17 protein-coding genes are annotated in these 20,871 nt (G+C 70.7%); 6 read left to right on the forward strand and 11 right to left on the reverse strand.

Going from position 1 to position 20,871, the window contains the following annotated elements; genetic code table 11:
• The 8 genes from JWN68_RS13685 to JWN68_RS13720 all read right to left on the reverse strand — a co-directional run.
• Window positions 1-395 (reverse strand): DUF1295 domain-containing protein (locus tag JWN68_RS13685; protein ID WP_297739822.1); only part of this gene is annotated, 395 nt, incomplete at its 3' end.
• A gap of 21 nt (window positions 396-416) precedes the next feature.
• Window positions 417-1,718 carry a cyclopropane-fatty-acyl-phospholipid synthase family protein gene (locus JWN68_RS13690; RefSeq protein WP_297739824.1) on the reverse strand — a complete coding sequence of 434 codons (1,302 nt, stop codon included), beginning with the start codon at window positions 1,716-1,718 and terminating at the stop codon, window positions 417-419.
• Window positions 1,715-3,127, reverse strand: coding sequence for a cyclopropane-fatty-acyl-phospholipid synthase family protein (locus JWN68_RS13695; protein ID WP_297739826.1), 1,413 nt, complete (start codon window positions 3,125-3,127; stop codon window positions 1,715-1,717). Before JWN68_RS13695 ends, JWN68_RS13690 begins: the two co-directional genes overlap by 4 nt.
• A complete protein-coding gene (locus JWN68_RS13700) occupies window positions 3,124-5,127 on the reverse strand; it encodes an FAD-dependent oxidoreductase (RefSeq protein ID WP_297739828.1) in 2,004 nt (667 codons plus the stop codon). Before JWN68_RS13700 ends, JWN68_RS13695 begins: the two co-directional genes overlap by 4 nt.
• Window positions 5,124-5,834 carry an anti-sigma factor gene (locus tag JWN68_RS13705; protein ID WP_297739830.1) on the reverse strand — a complete coding sequence of 237 codons (711 nt, stop codon included), beginning with the start codon at window positions 5,832-5,834 and terminating at the stop codon, window positions 5,124-5,126. The genes JWN68_RS13700 and JWN68_RS13705 overlap by 4 nt, the downstream gene beginning before the upstream one ends.
• Window positions 5,831-6,457, reverse strand: a complete 627-nt coding sequence (sigK, locus tag JWN68_RS13710) for an ECF RNA polymerase sigma factor SigK (protein WP_297739832.1) — start codon at window positions 6,455-6,457, stop codon at window positions 5,831-5,833. Before sigK ends, JWN68_RS13705 begins: the two co-directional genes overlap by 4 nt.
• A gap of 35 nt (window positions 6,458-6,492) precedes the next feature.
• Complete coding sequence (locus JWN68_RS13715; protein WP_297739833.1) at window positions 6,493-7,176, reverse strand: fasciclin domain-containing protein; 684 nt, start codon at window positions 7,174-7,176, stop codon at window positions 6,493-6,495.
• Between the two features lie 204 nt (window positions 7,177-7,380).
• Window positions 7,381-8,889 (reverse strand): molybdopterin-dependent oxidoreductase, encoded by a 1,509-nt coding sequence (locus tag JWN68_RS13720; RefSeq protein WP_297739835.1) that lies wholly within the window; start codon window positions 8,887-8,889, stop codon window positions 7,381-7,383.
• A gap of 69 nt (window positions 8,890-8,958) precedes the next feature.
• On the opposite strand from JWN68_RS13720, the gene JWN68_RS13725 reads away from it, so the two are divergent.
• A complete protein-coding gene (locus tag JWN68_RS13725) occupies window positions 8,959-9,705 on the forward strand; it encodes an enoyl-CoA hydratase-related protein (RefSeq protein ID WP_297739837.1) in 747 nt (248 codons plus the stop codon).
• Between the two features lie 116 nt (window positions 9,706-9,821).
• Here the strand turns inward: JWN68_RS13725 and JWN68_RS13730 are convergent, their stop codons facing one another.
• Window positions 9,822-10,250 (reverse strand): hypothetical protein, encoded by a 429-nt coding sequence (locus JWN68_RS13730; RefSeq protein WP_297739839.1) that lies wholly within the window; start codon window positions 10,248-10,250, stop codon window positions 9,822-9,824.
• A 473-nt stretch (window positions 10,251-10,723) separates the two neighbouring features.
• Here JWN68_RS13730 and JWN68_RS13735 point away from each other — a divergent pair, with 473 nt between their 5' ends.
• The 5 genes from JWN68_RS13735 to JWN68_RS13755 all read left to right on the forward strand — a co-directional run bounded on the left by JWN68_RS13735 (window position 10,724) and on the right by JWN68_RS13755 (window position 18,738).
• Entirely contained in the window at window positions 10,724-12,901 is a 2,178-nt protein-coding gene (locus JWN68_RS13735) for a UvrD-helicase domain-containing protein (protein WP_297739841.1), read from the forward strand.
• A gap of 160 nt (window positions 12,902-13,061) precedes the next feature.
• Window positions 13,062-14,993, forward strand: a complete 1,932-nt coding sequence (locus JWN68_RS13740; protein WP_297739843.1) for a chorismate-binding protein — start codon at window positions 13,062-13,064, stop codon at window positions 14,991-14,993.
• 86 nt (window positions 14,994-15,079) lie between these two features.
• Complete coding sequence (locus JWN68_RS13745; RefSeq protein WP_297739845.1) at window positions 15,080-16,807, forward strand: sulfatase-like hydrolase/transferase; 1,728 nt, start codon at window positions 15,080-15,082, stop codon at window positions 16,805-16,807.
• Between the two features lie 25 nt (window positions 16,808-16,832).
• The gene (locus tag JWN68_RS13750) at window positions 16,833-17,393 is read left to right on the forward strand and encodes an aminodeoxychorismate/anthranilate synthase component II (protein WP_297739847.1); all 561 of its coding nucleotides are present in this window, start codon (window positions 16,833-16,835) and stop codon (window positions 17,391-17,393) included.
• 67 nt (window positions 17,394-17,460) lie between these two features.
• Window positions 17,461-18,738, forward strand: coding sequence for an anthranilate synthase component I family protein (locus tag JWN68_RS13755; protein WP_297739849.1), 1,278 nt, complete (start codon window positions 17,461-17,463; stop codon window positions 18,736-18,738).
• A 23-nt stretch (window positions 18,739-18,761) separates the two neighbouring features.
• Here JWN68_RS13755 and JWN68_RS13760 read toward each other — a convergent pair whose 3' ends face one another.
• Window positions 18,762-20,150: a HAMP domain-containing sensor histidine kinase gene (locus JWN68_RS13760; protein WP_297739851.1), complete on the reverse strand. Its 1,389-nt coding sequence runs from the start codon at window positions 20,148-20,150 to the stop codon at window positions 18,762-18,764.
• Window positions 20,150-20,839 (reverse strand): response regulator transcription factor, encoded by a 690-nt coding sequence (locus JWN68_RS13765; protein ID WP_297739853.1) that lies wholly within the window; start codon window positions 20,837-20,839, stop codon window positions 20,150-20,152. Before JWN68_RS13765 ends, JWN68_RS13760 begins: the two co-directional genes overlap by 1 nt.
• Window positions 20,840-20,871: the final 32 nt, after the last annotated feature.

Below are 20,871 nucleotides of genomic sequence, written 5' to 3' on the forward strand. Positions count from 1 at the left end.
CGGACGTCGTACGACGCAGCGGTCTGCAGCGGCAGCGACACGACCACGACGGCGAGCCCCTGCACCACGAAGACCTTGCGGATCACCGTGCCGAAGCCGGCGTCACCGAGCATCTCGGCGTAGCGCGGGTCCTCGCCGTGGCCGCGCGACCGGCGCTGGATGTGGAGCGCGAGGCGACCGCCCCCGATCGTGACCAGCACGGCGAGCAGCCAGGAGAGCCGCTGGCCGGAGACGACGGCGAGCACGAGGGCGACGGCGACGAAGGCCAGTCCCCATGCCACGTCGACGACCGAGACACGGCCCACCCGCCAGCTGACCCATGCGGTGAGCCCCATGGCCACGACACAGGTCAGCAGGCCGATGCCGGCAGCTGCGGGCCAGCCGAGATCACCCACGTGGGGATCCCGTCATGCCGTTCACCAGCTCCGCTGGGCAGGCAGCGAGTGTGCAGCGCCCGGGCGCACGGCGAGGATCTGGTCGACCCTCATGCGCCCGTCCCGGAAGGCCATGGAGCCGCCGACGAGGTAGAGCCGCCACACGCGGACGACCTCCTCGCCGACCAGCTCGGTCAGCCGCGGCACGCTGGCCTCGAAGCGCTCGAGCCAACCCGCCACCGTGAGGACGTAGTGCTCGCGCAGTGCGTGCACGTCACGGACCTCGAGCCCTCCCCGCTCCAGGTGCGCGACCGTCTCCCCGACGGGGCGCATGTGCATGTCCGGAGCGATGAACGACTCGATGAACGGGCCGCCCCCGGGGTGCCGGCCGGTCCGCGACATCTGCTGCACGAGGACGCGGCCTCCTGGCCGGACCGCGCCCTGCAGCACCTTGACGTAGGTGGGGTAGTTGGCCTCACCGACGTGCTCGCCCATCTCGAGGGACCCGACGGCGTCGAAGTGCCCGCGCTGGGGGACTTCGCGATAGTCCTGGAGCCGGATCTCGACCCGGTCGCCCAGCCCGCGCTCGGCGATGCGGGCGTCGATGAACTTCTTCTGCTCCGCGGCGATGGTCACGCCGACGACGTTGGCCCCGAAGTGCTCGGCCGCGTGCAGGGACAACGAGCCCCAGCCGCACCCGACGTCGAGCATCCGCATGCCCGGATCGAGCCCGAGCTTGGTGCACACCAGGTCCAGCTTGGCGCGCTGGGCGTCCTCCAGGGTGGTGTGCGCGTTGTCGTGGTAGCCGCAGCTGTAGGCCATCGACGGGTCGAGGATCGCGGCGTAGAACTCGTTGCTGAGGTCGTAGTGGTGGCTGATCGCGCGCCGGTCGCGGATGGCGCTGTGCAGCCGGCCCTTGACCCGCGCCTGGCTGGCAGGAAGCTTCGGCGGAGCGCCGAGCACCCCCAGGCCGGCAGCGGTGCGGAGCGCCTGCACGAGGGCGAGCGGCGATCGGCGTACGCCCTCGAGGCCGCGCGCCTTGCCGACCGCGAACGCGTGGGTCAGCGCCGAGTCGAGGTCCCAACCGTCCTGCGCGGGGACGTCGAGGTCGCCGGTGACGTAGGCCTGGGCAGCGCCGAGCTCTCCCGGGTGCCACAGCAGCCGACGCAGGGCGTCAGGGCTACGGAGCACCACGAGCGGCGCATCCTCGGGGCCGGCGACGGAGCCGTCCCAGAGCTGCAGCCGCACCGGGAGGTCGCCGCCGATGAACGGACGGGCCGCCTCGGCGAGGCGTTGCGCGATGCCGACCGAGGTCAGGGTCGGACGCTGGCTGGTCGCGGTCACCGGTCGCCCCTGATGTCAGCCTTGACGAAGGTGAGCTGCTGGACGTTGATGTAGCCGCTGGCGAAGCCGGCTCGGGAGTACTCGAGGTAGAAGTGCCACATCCGCATGAAGAGGTCGTCGAAGCCGAGGGCCAGGACCGCCTCGCGCTGCGCGAGGAAGCGCTCGTCCCAGCGGCGCAACGTCTCGGCGTAGTGGCTGCCCATCTCGAGCAGGCCGGTCCGGCGCAGGGACGTCTGCTCCGAGGTGATCTCGTCGATGACGTGCACGCTGGGCAGGAAGCCGCCCGGGAAGACATATTTGTTGATCCACGTCTCGGTGCCCTGCGTCGCCAGCATCCGGTCGTGCGGCATCGTGATCGCCTGGATCGCGACCCGGCCGCCGGGGGCCAGTGCGTGGTCGAGCGTCTGGAAGTAGGTGCCCCAGAACTCGTGTCCGACGGCCTCGATCATCTCCACGCTGACGATGGCGTCGTACGCCGAGGCGAACTCCGGCTCCGCGAGCGCCCGATAGTCCTGGAGCTCGATCCGCACGAGGTCCGAGCAGCCGGCAGCGGCCACGCGTCGCTCCGCGAGCTCGAGCTGCTCCACGGACAACGTGATGCTGTGCACCGTGGCGCCCCGTCGTGCTGCCCGGATGGCGAGCTCGCCCCAGCCGGTGCCGATCTCCAGCAGCCGGGTGCCGGCGGTGACGCCGGCCTCGTCGAGGAGGCGGTCGATCTTGCGGCCCTGGGCCTCAGCGAAGTCGGCACCGTGCCCGGTGCCCTGATCGACCACCATGTCGCCTGCCACCGGGGGAATGGCAACCCGACCACTGGAGCCGTCCACGACCGGGGTGTCGAACAGCGCCGACGAATAGCTCAGCGTCTCGTCGAGGAAGAGGGCGAAGAGCTCGTTGGACAGGTCGTAGTGATGCGCGATGTTGGCCTGGGTGTTGTCGGTGGTGCCTCGGTGGTGGCCGGGGGTCCGGTGCGTCACGTAGGCGCGGGCCCGCTGCAACGGTTCCGGGACGAGGGTCGCGATCCGCGCGGCCGGGATCGTCAGGAACTCGGCGAGGTCGTCGGCGTCCCAGGCGCCCGTGAGGTAGGCCTCCCCGAAGCCGATCAGGCCGTCCCGACCGACGCGCGCATAGAACTCGTCGGGACGGTGGATCACCATGCGCGGGCCGCCGCGGCCGAAGATGCGGCCGACGCCGCGACTGTTGGGTGCCTCTTCCACGCTGACGTCCAGGTGACGGATGGCGGCGGTGAAGAGCCGGCGCGCGATCACGGCGGAGACGGCGGTGCGGGCGCCGGTGCGCACGGGTTCGAGTGCCGGCACGCGGGACGTGGCCCCGTCGCCGATGAGGTCGGCGTCCGTGTGGGCGGCGAGACCCGTCATGGGCTCGCTGGGGCGTGACTGCAGAGTGGTCATCGGACGCCTTCTTGCTGGTGATGTGGACGGGGGTGGACGGGAAGCCGGCGCAGCCACAGCCAGATCCCGTGGGCTCGGATGAACGCGCTCCCGCGGAGGGCGGTGCCGGCGTTGCCCCAGGTGCTGGGGTCTTCGACGCGTTCGCCGCTCACCCGCGCGCTGAACGGCTGGCCGTCCGCCGTGTGCAGGGTGACGGTGATGTCGATGCGGTCACCGGGAATGGGCACCGCCATCTCGTAGTGGCCGTCGACGCCATGGAACGGCGAGACGTACATCGCCTTGTCCGTGCGCGCACGACCTTGCCCGTCGGGGTGGACGAGGTAGGCGTGGCGGTCGCCGTACGTGTTGTGGACCTCGACGACGACCGCGGCTTGCGCACCCGTGGAGTCGAAGCACCAGAACACCGAGATGGGGTTGAAGGAGTAGCCGAGCGAACGCGGGTTGGCCGCCATCAGGATGCGGCCGCCGCCGAGGTCGACTCCGCTCGCTGCGAGGAAGGCTTCGACGTTGGCGCGGATCGAGATGTCCGGCGACCCGAGGTGGTCGCGGGCCTCGAAGCTGGCGAGCGGGGTGCCCTTCGGCAGGTCGTCGAGGTCGACGAGCCACAGGTGCGACTGGTGCTCGAAGGTGCGCTTGAAGGGCGTACGTCGCGTGTGCCTGACCGTGGTCCGGAACAGTCCCGGCTCGACCCGCTCGGCGGCGGACCCGGCCGTCGGCCAGGTGAGCCCGAGCCGGTTGATGGCCGCCAGCCCCGACCGCGCGCCGTCCTCGTGGAAGCCCCACCCGTGGTAGGCGCCGGCGAAGGCGATCCGGTCGGAGCTGATGGACGGGAGCCGTTGCTGCGCGGCAACGGAGGCCGGGGTGTAGAGCGGGTGCTCGTACTCCATCCGGTCGATCACGGTCGCCGGGTCCACGAGGTCCTCGCCGCCCAGGGTGACGAGGTAGTGCGTCTGCGTGGGCAGCCGCTGCAGGCGGGTGAGGTCGTAGGTGACGGTGACCTGCCCGGTCGGCGACGCGGGTCGCTGGAAGTTCCAGCTCGACCGCGCGTTGGCGGCGCGCGGCAGGAGGGAGGTGTCGGTGTGCAGCAGGGCGGTGTTGGCCGAGTAGGGCAGGGCGGACAGCACCTCGCGCTGGTCGGTCGTCGGCGACTCGAGCATCGTGAGCGCCTGCTCGGGGTGGCAGGCGATGACGACCGCGTCAAAGGTGTGGACCCCGCCGTTGCCGTCGGTGACCTCGACGCCGCACGCGCCGTCACGGACAGAGGTGACCTTGGTGCCGGTGCGCACCGACTGGATGTGGGCGGCCACCGCTGCGACGTACGTCCCGGACCCGCCGGTCACCGTGCGCCACTGGGGCGAACCGAAGACGCCGAGCATCCCGTGGTGCTCGAGGAAGGTGAAGAGGTAGCGCGCGGGGTAGTCGAGCGACGTCTCGGGGGCGCACGACCACACGGCCGCCACCATCGGCTCCATGAAGTGGTGCACGAAGTGCTGGCTGAAGCCCCCGGCGGTGAGGAACTCCCGCAGGGTCTGGTCGGTGGCCACGTCGTACGCGGCGTCGCCGGCTGACCCGCCGGAGGCAAGCACTGCCTTCGCCCGACGGTGGAAGCGGGGGATCTCGGCGAGCATCCGCCAGTGCGCAGGCGAGGTCGCGGCAGCCCTGGTCGGGAAGAGTCCCTTGGCGCCCAGTGCTCCGGCGAACTCCACGCCGGTCCCCTGGTCGGAGACCGACAGCGACATCTCGGAGGGCTGGGTGGCGATGTCCAGCTCGGCGAAGAGTCGCAGCAGCGTGGGGTAGGTGCGCCGGTTGTGGACGATGAAGCCGGTGTCGATCCGCAGCTCGCCTTCGGCTGCTTGGACGACATGGGTGTCGGCGTGCCCGCCGAGGCGGTCGTCGGCCTCGAACAACGTCACGTGCGCGGTGCGCGAGGCGACGTAGGCCGCGGTCAAGCCAGCCACACCGGAGCCGACGACTCCGATGCGGCGGTGCGCGGTGGTCATGTCGCCTGGGAGAAGTCAAAGACGGCGACGATGGGCAGGGTCGGCTCGACGTGCGGCTCACCCTCCGGCTCGACCGTGATGCCGGCAGCGGTGGCGGTGGCGGCGTCGCCCTCGAGCACGACGGTCGCGTTGGGCTCGTCGGGCATCTCGCCAGCGGGGAGCATCTGGCCCTCAGCCGACTCGAGCCACAGCACGAACTCCTGGCCGGCCGGGGCCGGGGCCATGTCCTCGGTCGTGATGACGGCCTTGCCGACCGACTTCGAGCGGACGACGGCGGCCCGACCGGCCTCGCCGAGGTCGACCTCCACCCGCTGGGCGTCGGATGCCTGGATGACTTGCTCGGCCGCGGTCAGCGATCCTTCGTCGGACGGTGCCCACGGCTGCCAAAGGGCAGCTCCGACGCCGAGAACGGCGACGAGGGCCGCGGCGACCAGAACTGGAAACCAGGCAGCTCGCCTGGGCGGAGCGACGATGGGGGGCAGCGGGCGGACCTGGGAGATGCCGGAGAGCACCGAGTCGCGCAGCGAGGGCGGGGGCATGACGATGGCGGACTCGGCGAGCATGGCCGTGGTCTCGCGCAGGCTGGAGACCTCGCTCCGGCAGTCCTCGCACTCGACCAGGTGACGCTCGAAGGCGGCCCGCTCGATGTCGTCGACCGCGTCCAGGGCGTACGCGCCCGTGAGCTTGTGAATGTCGCTGTCGCTCATGACCCAACTCCCATCGCGTCGCGCAACCGGATGAGTCCATCCCGGATGCGGGTCTTGGCCGTGCCGACAGGAACGTCAAGCATCGTTGCCACCTCTGTGTGTGTGTAGCCGCCGAAGAAGGCGAGCTCCACTGCTTCTCTCTGCACCGCGGTCAGACCGGAGACCGCTGTCCGGACCCGCTGGGCATCCAGCGAGGCGTGCACGGCTTCGACGGTCGAGTCGTGCTCGACCGGCTCGGTCTCCCGGTGGTACGCCGCGTCCCGAGCCGTGGCGGCCTCAGCTGAGCGGACCCGGTCCACCGACTTGCGGTGCACGATCGTCAACAGCCAGCCAGCGGCGCTCCCACGTGCGGGATCGAAGCGACTGCTGGTGCGCCAGGCATCGAGGTAGGCCTCTTGGACCACTTCTTCTGCCTGCGCGGGGTTGCGGACCACTCTCAGCGCCAGACCGTAGGCGCGAGCCGAGGTGGCGTCGTAGAGCTCGGCGAAAGCCGCCTCGTCTCCTCGGCTGGAGCGCTGCATCAACGAGGCGAGCCGGGCGGCTGCCCCGTCTGCGGGCTGGGAGCCCCCGGACGGGGTGCCCTCGGAGGGCACCCCGTCGGGAACGGGCTTCAGGTGATCCACGGTGTGATCCTTGCCTGCCTGGTGTCAGGGGACAATCAGGGCATCAGGACCGTGTCGACGATGTAGACCGTCGCGTTGGCCGTGGGGACGTTTCCACACAGGACTGCCGAGGTCGTGGTGCCCTTGCTGGAGACGGTGAAGTCCTCGCCGGAGCCCTTGACGTTCAGCGTGCCACCAGCAAGCGACATCTGCTTGCCGACGACGTCCTCGGGCGAGAGCTTGCCCTCGACCACGTGGTTGGTCAGGATCGTGGTCAGGAGTTTCTTGTTGGCGAGGACGGCCTCGAGGTCGGCGGCCGGGATCTTGGCGAAGGCGTCGTTGGTCGGCGCGAACACGGTGATCTCGGGAGCCGAGTTGAGGGTGTCGCCCAGGTCGGCCTGCGTCACTGCGGCAACCAGCGTCTCGAGGAGCGGGTTGGCCGAAGCGGCGGTGGCGACCGGCTCGGTGGCCATGCCGTTGAAGGAGGCTGCACCGTCCGCGGGGATGAGCTTGCAGCCCGGGCCGAAGGTGTCCGCGCCGGCGTCAGCCATGGGCTCCTCGGTCTCCTCCGTGGGCTCTGCCGACTCTGCGGTCATGGGCTCTTCGGAGGTGCTCTCGCTGGCGCTGGCGCTGGTGTCGGAGCCGGTGCCGGCCTCGTCGTCGCTGCCACAGGCAGCCATACCGAGGGACATCGTCAGGGCCATCGCGGCGAGGCCGGTGTTGCGAGCAATGCGGTTCATGGGGTGCTGCCTTTCGTGTGGGGCTCCGGAGCGGAAGCCCGGGAGTGTTTCTCTAGTCGGGAGGTGTTCGGTGCCTGCGGTGAGGCGGATTGGTCCGACTTCGAAAAAGTCGCGAAGCTGCCTGAAATCGCCGGACGGGACCGGGCTCAGACGAGAGCCCTGTCCCGATCGCGTAGATGCTCGCCGGCCTGGGGCCGGGAGCGTTCAGGTGACGGTGACGGAGATGTTCTGGATGCCGCTCGAGCCCTCGGGGAAGGTCTTCATGCGCACGTCCGTCTGCACGTTGCCGTCCTTGTTGGTCGCTCGACAGGACAGGAAGTGCTGCCCGGGCTTGGCGTCCCACTCGACGTACCACTGGCGCCAGTAGTCGTTGCCGCCGTCGGGACCCATCTCGGCCTTCTGCCAGGCCCCGCCGTCGATGGCCACCTCGACGGTGTCGATGCCGACGCCCTGGGCCCACGCCACGCCACCGATGAACGTCTTGCCGGCGTCCGTGCTCGACAGCGCCTTGGGGGTGTCGATGCGGCTGGAGATCTTGATGGGCGCGTCCGTTGCCCACTCGCGCTCGGTCCAGTAGACGTCCTGCTCGTCGTACGTCGTGAGGGTGATCTTGGTGATCCACTTGCAGGCGCTCACGAAGCCGTAGAGGCCGGGCACGACCATACGGACGGGGAAGCCGTGCTCGCGGGGCAGCGCCTCGCCGTTCATCCCGAAGACGATCATCGCGTCGCGACCGTCGGTGGCGACGCTGAACGGCGTGCCGATGGTCATGCCCTCGACATCGGTGGAGACGATCTGGTCGGCCTTGGTGTTGTCGATCCCGGCCAGGTCGAGGACGTCGGTGAGGCGGACGCCGAGCCAGCGCGCTGCGCCGACGTAGGGACCGCCGACGTCGTTGGAGACGCAGGTCAGGGTGATGTCGCGTTCGATGACCTCCAGCTCGTAGAGGTCCGCGAGGGTCAGCGTGACCTCCTCGTCGACGTCACCGTCGATGGTCAGCGTCCACGAGTCGGCGTCGACGATCGGCAGGGTGAGCCGGGTGTCGACGCGGTAGAAGTCCTCGGTGGGGGTGACGAAGGACGAGATGGCCTTGACCTTGTCCTCGAGCCCGGCCGGCAGCGGCTTGACGGACTTGGCTGCGGTGGGGAGCTCGATGTCGGTGGCCTTGAGGCGGTACGACGAGATGAACCGGCCCGCGGTCCCGAAGGCCGCCGCCGCGAAGGCGAGTCCGCCGGCCGCGATCAGGACGCCGCGACGGGTCGGTCCGGTCGCGCCGTCCTCAGAGCCGGAGACCTCGAGCCGGTGCAGCCACCACAGCGCGGCGACACCGATGAGGGCGGCGACCAGGCTCGGCAGCAGGTCGAGCGGCCCGGCGGCGGGGCGGAGCATCGCCAGGACGCCGGCTAGCGCAGCCAGGCCGGCAATCATCGCCAGGCCGACGGTGATGCGCCGCGCCGCGATGATGCCCGCGATGCCGGCGAGCACCAGCACGCCGATCATGACCGAGCCGATGAGGATCGGCTTGTCGGCCGTCCCGAAGTTCTCGATCGCCCACGTCTTGACGGGCGTGGGGGTCAGGTCGATCACCGTGGATCCCACGACCAGCACGGGGGAGGCCGCAGGCACGGTCAGCGCCGCCACCAGGTGGGCGGCGGCAACGCCGGCAAGGGTGGCGAGGATTCCCCAGGTCGCGTGGAGCAGTCGTGTGAGCACGATGAGTGTTCGACGCGGGCGGCCCGCCGGATTGGCTGGGCCGGCGCTGGGACAGGGCAGGATGCCCCCATGACCGAACTCGTCCACTGCACGGTCGCCGACGCCGTCGCCACCATCACCCTCGACTCACCTCACAACCGAAACGCGCTGTCCCGCCAGCTGGTGACCGAGCTCTTCGAGCACCTTCGGGCCGCGGCGGCCGACGACACGGTGCGGGTCGTGCTCATCGACTCCTCAGGAAAGGTCTTCTGCTCCGGCGCCGACCTCTCCGAGGCCACCGCCGACGGGATGGAGGAAGGCGCCCGGCGCATCGTGGAGCTCCAACGGCTGATCGTGTCCCTCGACAAGCCGGTCGTGGTGCGCGCGTATGGCGCCGTGCGGGCCGGCGGCATCGGCATCGTGGCCGCTGCGGACATCGCGGTGGCGAACGAGTCGGCGACCTTCGCGCTGACGGAGGTAAAGCTGGGCCTGGCGGCGGCGATCATCTCCCTGACCGTGCACTACCGGATGAACCCCCGCGCCGCCGCGCTCACCACGCTGGGCGGTGAGGTCTTCAGCGGGGCCGACGCTGCGGCGTACGGCCTCGTCACGCTCGCGGTGCCCGAGGAGGAGATCGACGAGCGCGTCGCTGCGGTGTGCCGGTCGCTGGCCTCCGGCGCTCCCCAGGGGCTCCGCGAGTCGAAAAGGATCCTCAACGCCGACCTGCTGGCGCGCATCGACGCCCGCGGCGACGAGCTGGCCGCGCTGAGTGCCCGGTTGTTCGCCTCCGATGAGGCACGCGAGGCGATGACGGCGTTCCTGAGCCGGAAGAGGTAGCTCCGAGGGGCCACACGTTCCGGGCGGGGCGTTGCTGGAACGGCGTGTCGACCATCAGGGGCCGGCGTGTCGCGGCTTGCCCACGTCGAAGCGGCCCCGGGCTGAACGGCTGGAGCTCAGCCAGCGGAGGTGAGCAGCTCCGTCACGCGGTGGTCGGAGCCGAGGTAGGACTCCTCTGGAGGAGCGCCGACCGTGGCCGCCACTGCGCCGCACGAGGTGCCGTCGATGGAGACCGCTCGCCGGGTGCCGGTGAGATCTTCGAGCACGATGACGAAGGACGGCTGAACCGTCCCGGAGCAGTCGGTGATGCCCGGTTGCGTCGCCGTGTGGAGGATCGGCTGGCGAGACCGGGGCTGTTCGTCGAACCAGCCCAGGTCCGCGGCCGACGCACCGTCGGCGGCGAGACCGGCGGGAGTGAGCCGGTCGGGACATGCCGGCCATAGCTGAGGAGTTGCGGCGGCGTACGTCGCCTGGCGACCTGTTCCGATGGACCTGACCAGGCTCGCAGCGACCCTGCTCGGGACGCACTCATCGCTCGGGGCCACGAGGGCCAGGTCCCTATCGGCTCCCAGCGTGCTGATCGTCCCGTCCGACCAACCGATCTGAACTCGAAGTTGCGTGTTGTCCGGACGCAATCCATGGTCAGGTCGTCGTCCCGCCAGGAGCCGACGAGCTCAGCGGCCGACCGACCCTCGACAACGGTGTCCGGCGCCAGCACCCAGCCGGGGTGTCCTTCGGCAGGCGGACAGAAGCGGACCCATGCGGCGGTGCCCTCCTCGAGGGCGCCGTCCACCGCCGCCGGCGATGCGTCGGCTGCACACTGGCCCTGCGCCCGGGAAGCCTCCTCGCTCCCGTCCCAGGAACCGCAGCCCAGGCCGGGCGGTCAACAGGGTAGACGTGCCTCGGAGTCCCGGGGACCTCGAAGCGGCCGGGCGTGGACCGAGTCGGTAGTCTTGGTCGTCTGCCGTTTTGCTGCGGCCAGGACCGAGACCGCGATCGAAAATGGGGGAGTGCCCGGGTGAGTGACGAGCTTGTGAAGCAGGAGGTCGCCACCGAGCAGGAGTACGTCGATCGCGTCTATCTCCAGCTCGAGGCCAGCGCCCGCAACGCCCAGCAGCTCGCCAAGGAAGGCCACGAGCGCGGCAAGCTCGAGCACGAGGGCGGGCTCGTCGAGCGCGACGCGATGGTCTTCCAGGCGGCGCGGCGGATCGCCCAGCTCGACGCGGCCCACGAGGGCTTGGTGTTCGGGCGGCTCGACCTGGTCGCCGAGGTGGACAAGGAACCCCGCTACATCGGCCGGATCGGCCTGCGCGACGCCAACCGCGACACGTTGCTGATCGACTGGCGTGCGCCCGCGGCCTCGGTCTTCTACCAGGCCACGGCCGCCGAGCCGCAGGGCGTGATCCGTCGTCGGGTGCTGAGCGCCGAGCACCGCACCGTCGTCGGCGTCGAGGACGAGCTGCTCGACTCCAACGCGGAGACCGACCTCCCGATCATCGGCGAGGGCGCGCTCATGGCCCAGCTCGGCCGCGCCCGCGACCGCTCCATGCACTCGATCGTCGCGACCATCCAGGCCGAGCAGGACAAGGCGATCCGCGCCCCGGGAAAGGGCGTCGTGTCGATCTCCGGTGGCCCCGGCACCGGCAAGACCGTGGTGGCCCTGCACCGGGCGGCCTTCCTCCTCTACTCCGACCGCCGCCGCTACGAGTCCGGCGGCGTGCTCGTCGTCGGCCCCAGCGGCGTGTTCATGCGCTACATCGAGCGCGTCCTGCCCAGCCTCGGGGAGACGGCCGTCGCGCTGCGCTCGCTCGGCGAGGTCGTTGACGGACTCCGCGCGACCCGGCACGACGAGCCCGCGGTCGCCGACGTCAAGGGCTCTGCCCGGATGGCAGAGGTCCTGCGGCGTACCGCGCGGCAGCAGGTCCCGGGCAGTGTCGACGAGTTCGACTACTTCTGGCGCGACGACCGGCTCAAGCTCGACCGCGGGACGTTGGGGCGCGTACGGCGCCAGCTGATGTCGCAGGGCGGGCGCAACCGCCAGCTCCCGCGCGTGGCCAATGCGCTGCTCGACGCCCTGTGGCGGCAGGTCCGCGGTGAGCGCGGCCGCGAGCAGGGACGGGAGTACTTCAACGACGAGCTCCTCTCAGACCAGCGCTTCGTCGACTTCGCGACCGGTTGGTGGCCGCCGCTGGACGCGCCGACGGTGCTGTCGTGGCTGCGCGAGCCGGAGTTCCTGCGCCGCGTCTCCGACGGCGTGCTGACGCCTGAGGAGCAGCTGCTGCTCACCAAGTCCTGGGGCGCCGACGGCATTGCCATCGAGGACGTCCCGCTCATCGACGAGCTGCGCTACGCCCTGGGCGACGTGCCCCTCAAGACCGACGCCGACCACGACCGCGACGACACCCTGACCGCGCTCGAGGGCGGCGTCGACCTGCAGGAGCTGACCACCGCCTCTGAGCGGGAGTACGCCCCCACCGGCCGGACCTGGACGGCCCCGACGCACCGGATCGAGGACGACGGCTTCGCCCACGTCCTGATCGACGAGGCCCAGGACCTCACCCCGATGCAGTGGCGCATGGTGGGTCGTCGCGGACGCACCGCCAGCTGGACCATCGTCGGTGATCCCGCGCAGTCGTCGTGGCCGATCCCGGCCGAGTCCGCCGCCGCGCGCGCCGAGGCGCTCGACGGAAAGCAGTCCCACGAGTTCCACCTCTCGACCAACTACCGCAACTCGGCGGAGATCTACGAGTTCGCTGCTGCCTACGCGCAGCGGGTCGGTCTCGACGCCGACCTGCCCACCGCCGTACGCCGCACCGGCACCCCGCCCCGCGAGGTCACCGCCGACGACCTCGAGCGTGCAGTCCGCGAGGCCGTGCTCACCACGGCGGGCCAGGTCTCGGGCACCGTCGGCATCGTGGTCCCGGTCGCCCGCCGTTCGGAGGTCAACGGCTGGCTGGCGTCGTGGCCCGAGCTCGCCGACGACGCCGCAGGTGCCCGCGCTGCGGTCGACTCCTCCCGCACGCCGAGCGGAGAGGACCGGGTCGTCGTCCTGACGGGGCTCGACACCAAGGGCCTGGAGTTCGACGGCATCGTGGTCGTGCGGCCGCAGGAGATCGAGGACGAGTCGGCGACCGGCCGGGCCACCCTCTACGTCGTGCTCACCCGCGCCACGCAGCTGTTGACCACCGTCAGCTGAGCACCGGCAAGTCCGTGCACAGCGTCGGCAGTTCGAGGCTTCGCCGTACGCCGTGAGCGTGCGGCAGGCGCGGAGGCGCGCGAACTGCCGACGCCGGGACGAGGACCGGAGGGCGGGAGTGGGCTCGGAGTGAGGCGCGGGGGACCGTAGGGTTCCGGCCATGACTTCCGGTGTCGACGTCCGCTCCCTCCTGGCGCAGGTCCAGGAGCAGCCGGCGTGGGCGGTCATCCGCCGCAAGGCAGCACCGACGGCCGGGATCATCGGGGGCACGCCGAGCGAGGTCGGGTCCATCCTCGACATACCCCTCGAGGACGGCATCCCCGAGCCGGGCCGCAGCGCCGACCGGCTCGTCGCGGTGCCGTTCCGCCAGATCGCCGAGCGTGGCTTCGACGCGATCGACGACGGGACGCCGCTGGTGGTCGTCGACATCACCGAGGAGCACGAGGTCCGGGTCGACGATCTCCTGGCCGCGCTGCCCGACGTGCCGATCGAGTTCGCCGACAAGGGCGGGTTCGTGATCGAGGACGACGACTACGCAGCCATCGTGGAGCGGATCATCGCCGACGAGATCGGGCAGGGTGAGGGCGCCAACCTCGTCATCGGTCGTCACTACCGCGCGGTCGTCGCCGACTGGGACACCGACCGCGCGCTCACGGTGTTCCGCCGACTGCTCGAGCGGGAGCGGGGCGCCTACTGGACCTTCATCTTCTTCACCGGGGACCGCTTCCTGATCGGTGCCAGCCCTGAGCGGCACGTCTCGGTCAAGGGGTCACGAGACGGCGCCAGCGACGTCCGGATGAACCCCATCTCGGGGACCTTCCGCGTCGGGGATGCCAGCGACGAGGAGGCGCTGAAGGAACGGCTGCTCGACTTCCTCGCCGACGAGAAGGAGATCTACGAGCTCTTCATGGTCGTCGACGAAGAGCTCAAGATGATGTGCGACATCTGCACCGAGGGCGGCCAGGTGCTGGGGCCGTTCCTCAAGCCGATGACGCACCTGGTGCACACCGAGTACCTCCTCGCCGGACGCAGCGACCGTGACCCGCGCGAGATCCTGCGCGACACGATGTTTGCCGCCACGGTCACGGGCGCCCCGGTGGAGAACGCGTGCCAGCTGATCAGCGCCTACGAGACGGAGGGCCGCGGCTACTACGGTTCGGCGCTGGCGCTCTTCGGCCGCGACAAGAACGGCAACCCCACGATGGACAGCCCGATCCTGATCCGGACGGCCGACGTCTCCACCGCCGGCGAGCTCAAGGTGACCGCGGGCGCCACCCTCGTGCGCGACAGCGTCGCGGCCTACGAGGTCGCGGAGACCCACGCCAAGGCCGGCGGCATCCTGAGCGCCTTCGGGCTCGTGCCCGCCGCGATGGGCGACGCCGACGCGGTGGCCGCGCTCGCCCGGGACGAGGACGTGGTGCTGGCGCTGGGCTCGCGCAACCAGCGGCTGAGCCGCTTCTGGCTGACCGACCAGGAAGGCGCCCCGCCCGACCCGGTGCTGAAGGGCAAGCACGCGGTCATCCTGCACGGCGAGGACGACTTCGTGAACATGCTGCGCCACCTCCTCGGCGTCTTCGGGATGACCTCAGCCGTGGTCCGCCACGAGGACTACGCGACGGGCGCCTTCGACGGTGCCGACCTCGTGATCGTCGGGCCGGGACCGGGCGACCCCCGCGACGGCGCGCACCCGAAGGTGGCTGCGTTCCGGCGAGCGGTGGACGACCTGTTGTCCGATGGCCAGCCCTTCCTCGCCGTGTGCCTGGGCCACCAGACGCTGTGCGAGCGCCTCGGGATCCCCCTGGTGTTCAAGGACATCGTGTTCCAGGGCACGCAGTCCCCGATCGACTACGACGGTCGCGTCGAGCGGGTCGGGTTCTACAACACCTTCGTGGGCCGGGTGCGCGACGGTGACGCGCTCCCCGACGGCGTGACGGTCCAGAGCGACGAGGCCACCGGCGACGTGCACCTACTGTCCGGGCCGCACTACCGCGGCATCCAGTTCCACGCCGAGTCGATCCTCACCGAGCACGGCTACGACCTCATCCACGACCTGGTCCAGGGCCTCGTCGGCGATTCTCTACTGATTAAGTAGACGTTGCCGTACGGTGAGCCGGTGACCAGCGAGCTGGTCCCATACGTCACGATCTCCGCAGCACACATCTCTGGACGGGGGAGTCCTTGTCGAACGTACGCCGCCTGGCAGCGGCCGTCTGCCTGCTCGCGCTGAGCGCGACGGGGACCGCCGTCGCAGGCACCGGCACCGCGGGCGCTGAGGCCTCGGCCGGCGGCGGCGCGACCACCCGATCCGTCGCGCTGTCGCCACCCCTGTCATCGGCCCGGGCGAAGAAGGCATCCGGCAGGCCCAACATCGTCCTGGTCCTGATGGACGACTTCTCGATGGACCTGTTGCAGACCATGCGCTCGGCCCGGGACATGAAGCGCCGCGGTGCGTCCTACTCCCATGCCTTCGTCGTGGACTCGCTGTGCTGCGTCTCCCGCGCCAGCCTGTTCACCGGCCAGTACCCGCACCAGACCGGGGTGCGCACCAACCTGTCCGGGGAGGCGCCCGGGATGCCGCTCGGCGGCTGGTCCGCCTTCGCGGGCTACGGCAACCCGGACCGGTCGTTCAACGTCGCGCTCCAGCAGGGCGGATACACGACCGGGTTCGTCGGCAAGTACCTCAACGAGTACGAGTGGGTGCCGGGTCGCGCGGTCCCGCCGGCCCCTCCGGGCTGGTCGGAGTTCAACGCGGTCTTCGGCTCCGCCTACGACGGCTGGGACTTCGCCTCGACCCGCCTCAGCAACGGACAGCTCCAGATCCGCCAGCACGACGCGCCGCCGCTGTCGGCGCCGATGGCCGAGCGTGACCGGGCGTACGCCGGCAGCGTGATCGAGCGCTATGCGATGGGCTTCATCAAGCAGCACCGGGACGACGCGGCGCCGTACTTCCTCGAGGTCTCGCCCTACGCCCCGCACAACCGCACCCAGCCGCAGCCGTACTACCCCGGCGACCCGGTCTTCCCGCCGATGTTCCGCGACCGGCCCCACGACGGCAAGCCCGGCAACTGCGGGCTGGTGGCCTGCTCCAGCCTGACCACCAAGGACCTCCCGGGCTTCGGCGACAACCGCAAGGACAACCGGCCGCTGACCCGCAAGGGCAAGCTCGCCCAGGCGTGGAACACCCGAGCCAACCCCTTCAGCCCGGCCGCCAACGTCAACGACCTCCGCGACCGCGCCATGATGACGCAGTCGGTCGACCGGACGGTCCGCAAGATCCTGCGGACCGTCGACGACAACACCTACGTCGTCCTGACCTCCGACAACGGCTTCCACCTCGGCCAGAACGGCCTGGGCCGGGGCAAGGGCACGGCTTATGACGCCGACGTCCACGTGCCTCTCCTCGTCGTCGGCCCGGGAGTGGTCAAGGGCACCCGTGCCGAGCTGACGTCGAACATCGATCTCGCGCCCACCTTCGAGGAGATCGCGGGGCTCACGCCGCGGCCCTACCGGTTCGGTGCCTCGCTGGTGCCGACCTTCGCCGACTCGGCCCTGGTGCGCCGCAACCACGTCTTCTTCGAGCACACCGCGCAGGCGCTCACCAAGAAGGACCCCGACTCGGCGCTGCGAGGCGATGAGCTCGACCGCATCCCGTCGTACGTCGCCGTGCGCAGCCGCAGCGGGTTGCTGATCCGCTACGACTTCGACAACACGGAAGACCGCACCACGTACGGCTACGAGTTCTACACCTACAAGAATCGCGTCTGGGAGAAGACCAACGCCTTCGCCAAGGCCCGCCACGCGCCCGAGGTGAACGCGCTGCTCGCGAAGCTGTCAGCCTTCGACGCGTGCGCCGGCCGGTCCGGCAACGATCCGGTCGACGGCTCCTGCCGCGGCATCACCTCCTGATCCGCGACCGACTAACGTGCGGGCTGTGCCGCCGGACGTCATCGTGGTCGACCACCACGACTCCTACACGTGGAGCCTCGTCCACCTGATCGCGGCCGTCACCGGGGTCCTGCCCAGGGTCGTCCAGCACGACGAGGTGGAGCTGGACGACGTGTTGCGCCACTCCCACGTGATCCTCTCGCCCGGGCCGGGACATCCCGACTCGCACAGCGACTTCGCCGTCGGCCGCGAGGTGCTGCTGGCGGGGACCCGGCCGGTGCTCGGCGTGTGTCTCGGCATGCAGGGCCTGGTGACGGCGTACGGCGGGGTGGTGGAGCGCGTCGCGCCCGCGCACGGCGACGTCGACTCGATCAGGCACGACGGCCAGGGCGTCTTCGCCGGTCTCCCGGCGACCTTCGACGCGGTGCGCTACCACTCGCTGGCCGCCACCTCGATCCCTGACTCGCTCGTCGCGACCGCGTGGTCGCCCGACGGCGTGGTGATGGGCGTCCGGCACGGCACTCTCCCGCTCGAGGGCGTGCAGTTCCACCCTGAGTCGGTCCTGTCCTCCCACGGGCTCGCGATGATCACGAACTTCCTCTCATGAACACCCCACGACGTTCTCCGTCTCCTCCGCTGCGCTCCACCGCCGCACACCGCCGCAGGGACCCCGCATGAGCGACCCCGTGGAGTTCTTCCACACCGTGGCGGCCGAGCAGCCCCGGTGCTTCTGGCTCGACGGGGGCGGCGCCCGCGAGTGGTCCGGCCGCCGCTCGCTGATCGGCTGGCTCGACGAGGACGACGTGTCGTTGACCTATGACGCCGCGCGCCGCGAGGTCACCCGGCACGCCGGCGGCGGCTCGGAGGTCGTCGGAGACGACATCTTCGCCGTACTCGCGCATTCGATGCGCCCCGGCGAGCAGTGGTTCGGCTACTTCGGCTACGCCTGCCGGCCCGACCTGCCCGCCCGCCCCGACCCGGCCCTGCCCGACGCCGTGTGGATGCAGGCCCGGCACGTGCGGGTCTTCGAGCACCCGGTGCCCGACGCCCGTTCGGTTCCCCCGGCTAGCCGGGGGAATGGAACGTTCACCGGTGTTGCAACACGTGTGAAGGTGACAGAACCCGGGGGGAGTCCACCCGAGGCGTACGCCGACGCGTTCGCGCAGGTCCAGGAGCACCTCCACGCCGGCAACTCGTACGAGGTCAATCTCACCTACCGCCTCACCGAGGAGACCGACCTGGAACCGGCGGCGGCCTACACCCGGCTCCGGGAGCTCAACCCTGCGCCGTACGCCGGGTTCCTCCAGCACGACGTGGCCGGCCACCGTGCGTGGCTGCTCAGCTCGAGTCCCGAGCGCTATGCGCTGATCACGCCCGACCGGACGCTGCAGACCAAGCCGATCAAGGGCACGACCCCGCGCGGGACGACCGCGGCCGAGGACGAGGAGCTCCGGCAGTCGCTGGCACGCGACCCGAAGACCCGCGCCGAGAACCTCATGATCGTCGACCTGCTCCGCAACGACCTCGCGACGGTGTGCGAGGTCGGCTCGGTCGAGGTGGCGTCGCTCATGCAGGTCGAGAGTTACGAGTCGGTGCACCAGCTCGTCTCGGAGGTGACCGGCCGCCTGCGCGCCGACGTCTCGACGATGGAGGCGCTGCGCGCACTCTTCCCCGCCGGCTCGATGACCGGCGCCCCGAAGCGACGGACGATGGAGATCATCGAGGAGGTGGAGGAGACGGCGCGGGGGGCCTATGCCGGAGCGTTCGGCTGGATCAGTGGCGACGGCCCCGCCGACCTCGGGGTCGTGATCCGCTCGGTGATGACCTCCGGGGACGGGACCTGGACGATGGGGACCGGCGGGGGGATCACCGTCCGGTCGCAGGTCGACGACGAGTGGGCCGAGTCCAGGTGGAAGGCCGCCCGGCTGCTCTCGGTCTTCGGCTCCGGCTGAGGTCTCGAACCGGCGGGACCGGTTCAGACAGGGGCCGAGGCCGTCCCGGGTATCTCCAGCGACATCCGCGCGCCCCCGCCCGGGGACTCGTCGATCTCGAGGTGGCCCTCGTGCTGGTCGACGACCTGGCGGACGATGGCCAGACCGAGGCCCGACCCGGGCATCGAGCGCGACTCGTCCGCACGCCAGAACCGGTCGAAGACGTGCGCTCGGTCGGCCGCCTTGATCCCGGGCCCCTCGTCGTCGACGGTCAGCACTCCGGCGCTGAGCCGCACCGTGATGGTCCCGCCGGGCGGGCTCCACTTAGCGGCGTTGTCGAGCAGGTTGGTGATCGCCCGCTCCAGCCCGGTCGCATCGCCCTGCGAAGGCCACGGTTCGAGGCGTACGTCGAACTCGAGCCCCGGCGCCCGGCGGCGGACCCTGGTCACAGCGCGATCGACGACCTCGGCCAGGTCGAGGGAGGAGACCGCGGCCTCCGGCTCCTCGTCGCGGGCGAGGACCACGAGATCGCCCACCAGGATCGTCAACTCCTCGATCTGGCCCCGCACGTCCTCGAGCAGTTCGCGTCGGGCGGCTTCGGGGAGGCCCTCGGCCCCCATCGGGTCGGCGCCGTCTGCCTGGGCCAGGAGGTCGAGGTTGGTGCGCAGGGAGGTGAGTGGCGTCCGGAGCTCGTGGCCGGCATCGGCGACGAGGCGGCGTTGGCGATCGCGCGACGCAGCCAGCGCGCCGAGCATCTGGTTGAACGCCGCGGCGAGGCGGGCGATCTCGTCGTCGCCCTCCACGCGCAGGGGGGTCAGGTCCTCGGTCACGGCGATCTTCTCGACCGACCGGGTCAGCCGGCGCACCGGTCGAAGGCCGTTGCTCGCTACCGCCCAGCCCGCCAGTGCCGCTGCCAGGACTCCGAGCCCACCCGAGATCAGCATGACCGTGCCGAGCTTGCGCATCGTGAGGTCCTGCGACTCCAGCGACTGGGCCAGGACGAGCGCCTCCCCGCTCCCTGCAGGAACGGTGGCGACCCGATATCGCGTCCCGCCCTCGTCGCTGAGCGTCCGGATCGAGTGTGGTTTCTCGCCCGCGGCCACTGCGAGCTCGGGCTTGCCCAGCGCAAAGGACGGGAGGTCGTCGGCCGAGAGGATCTCCCCGCGCTCGACATTGATGAAGATGATCCTGACGTCGGCGGCGCCCAGCATCCAGGCCGGCGCTCCCCGGACGGTCACCTCCGACAGGGCGCTGGAGCTCGCCGCCTGGGTGGCGCGGTTGAGGAGCGACTCGTCGAGGGTGGCCTGCATCTGGTGGCGCATCACCATGAAGGCACCGAGGGCCATCACGGCGATCGAGGCGCCGACCGCCATCGTGGTCAACAACGCCACCCGCGAGGCCAGCGAGCGCTTGTAGTGCCAGCGCCGAGCCATCAGGGGTTCTTCAAGACGTAGCCGACACCGCGGACGGTGTGGATGAGGCGCGGCTCGCCCTCCGCCTCGGTCTTGCGCCGGAGGTAGCCGACGTAGACCTCCAGGGAGTTGGCGCTGGTCGGGAAGTCGAAGCCCCAGACCTCCTCCAGGATGAAGGACCGTTCCAGCACGCGGCGCGGCCGCCGCAGGAACATCTCCAGCAGCGTGAACTCGGTGCGGGTCAGCTCGATGCGGCGACCGCCCCGGCGGACGTCGCGGGAGGCGATCTCCATCGTGAGGTCGGCAAAGGACAGCGTCTCGTCCTCCTCGCTGGGCACCACGCGACGCAGCAGCGCCCGCAGCCGGGCAAGGAGCTCCTGGAGGGCGAAGGGCTTGGTGAGGTAGTCGTCGGCACCGGCGTCCAGGCCTTCCACCCGGTCGCCCACGGCGTCTCGGGCGGTCAGGACCAGGACCGGGACGTCGTTGCCGGTCGCCCTCAGTGCGCGGGTGGTCTCGATCCCGCCGAGCCGCGGCATCATCACGTCCATCACGACCACATCGGGGTGGGAGGAGCCCAGCGTCGCCAGGGCCTCGGCTCCGTCGGCGGCCAGCGACACGTCGTACCCGTTGAACTCCAGCGAGCGCCGCAGGGACTCGCGCACCGCCCTGTCGTCGTCGACGACGAGCACGCGGGGACGGGACTGGGGCACGGGCCAAGGATGCCAGTCGCTCCGCAACTGGG

This window comes from Nocardioides sp. (genome assembly GCF_025964975.1).
GTDB lineage: Bacteria > Actinomycetota > Actinomycetes > Propionibacteriales > Nocardioidaceae > Nocardioides.

What these genes read in the sequence shown, in the direction of transcription:
- JWN68_RS13695 (WP_297739826.1), bottom strand. Translation starts at nt 3,127, where the DNA reads ATGACCACTCTGCAGTCACGCCCCAGCGAGCCCATGACGGGTCTCGCC.
- JWN68_RS13740 (WP_297739843.1), top strand. Translation starts at nt 13,062, where the DNA reads ATGACTTCCGGTGTCGACGTCCGCTCCCTCCTGGCGCAGGTCCAGGAG.
- JWN68_RS13760 (WP_297739851.1), bottom strand. Translation starts at nt 20,150, where the DNA reads ATGGCTCGGCGCTGGCACTACAAGCGCTCGCTGGCCTCGCGGGTGGCG.
- JWN68_RS13725 (WP_297739837.1), top strand. Translation starts at nt 8,959, where the DNA reads ATGACCGAACTCGTCCACTGCACGGTCGCCGACGCCGTCGCCACCATC.
- JWN68_RS13715 (WP_297739833.1), bottom strand. Translation starts at nt 7,176, where the DNA reads ATGAACCGCATTGCTCGCAACACCGGCCTCGCCGCGATGGCCCTGACG.
- JWN68_RS13700 (WP_297739828.1), bottom strand. Translation starts at nt 5,127, where the DNA reads ATGACCACCGCGCACCGCCGCATCGGAGTCGTCGGCTCCGGTGTGGCT.
- JWN68_RS13755 (WP_297739849.1), top strand. Translation starts at nt 17,461, where the DNA reads ATGAGCGACCCCGTGGAGTTCTTCCACACCGTGGCGGCCGAGCAGCCC.
- JWN68_RS13705 (WP_297739830.1), bottom strand. Translation starts at nt 5,834, where the DNA reads ATGAGCGACAGCGACATTCACAAGCTCACGGGCGCGTACGCCCTGGAC.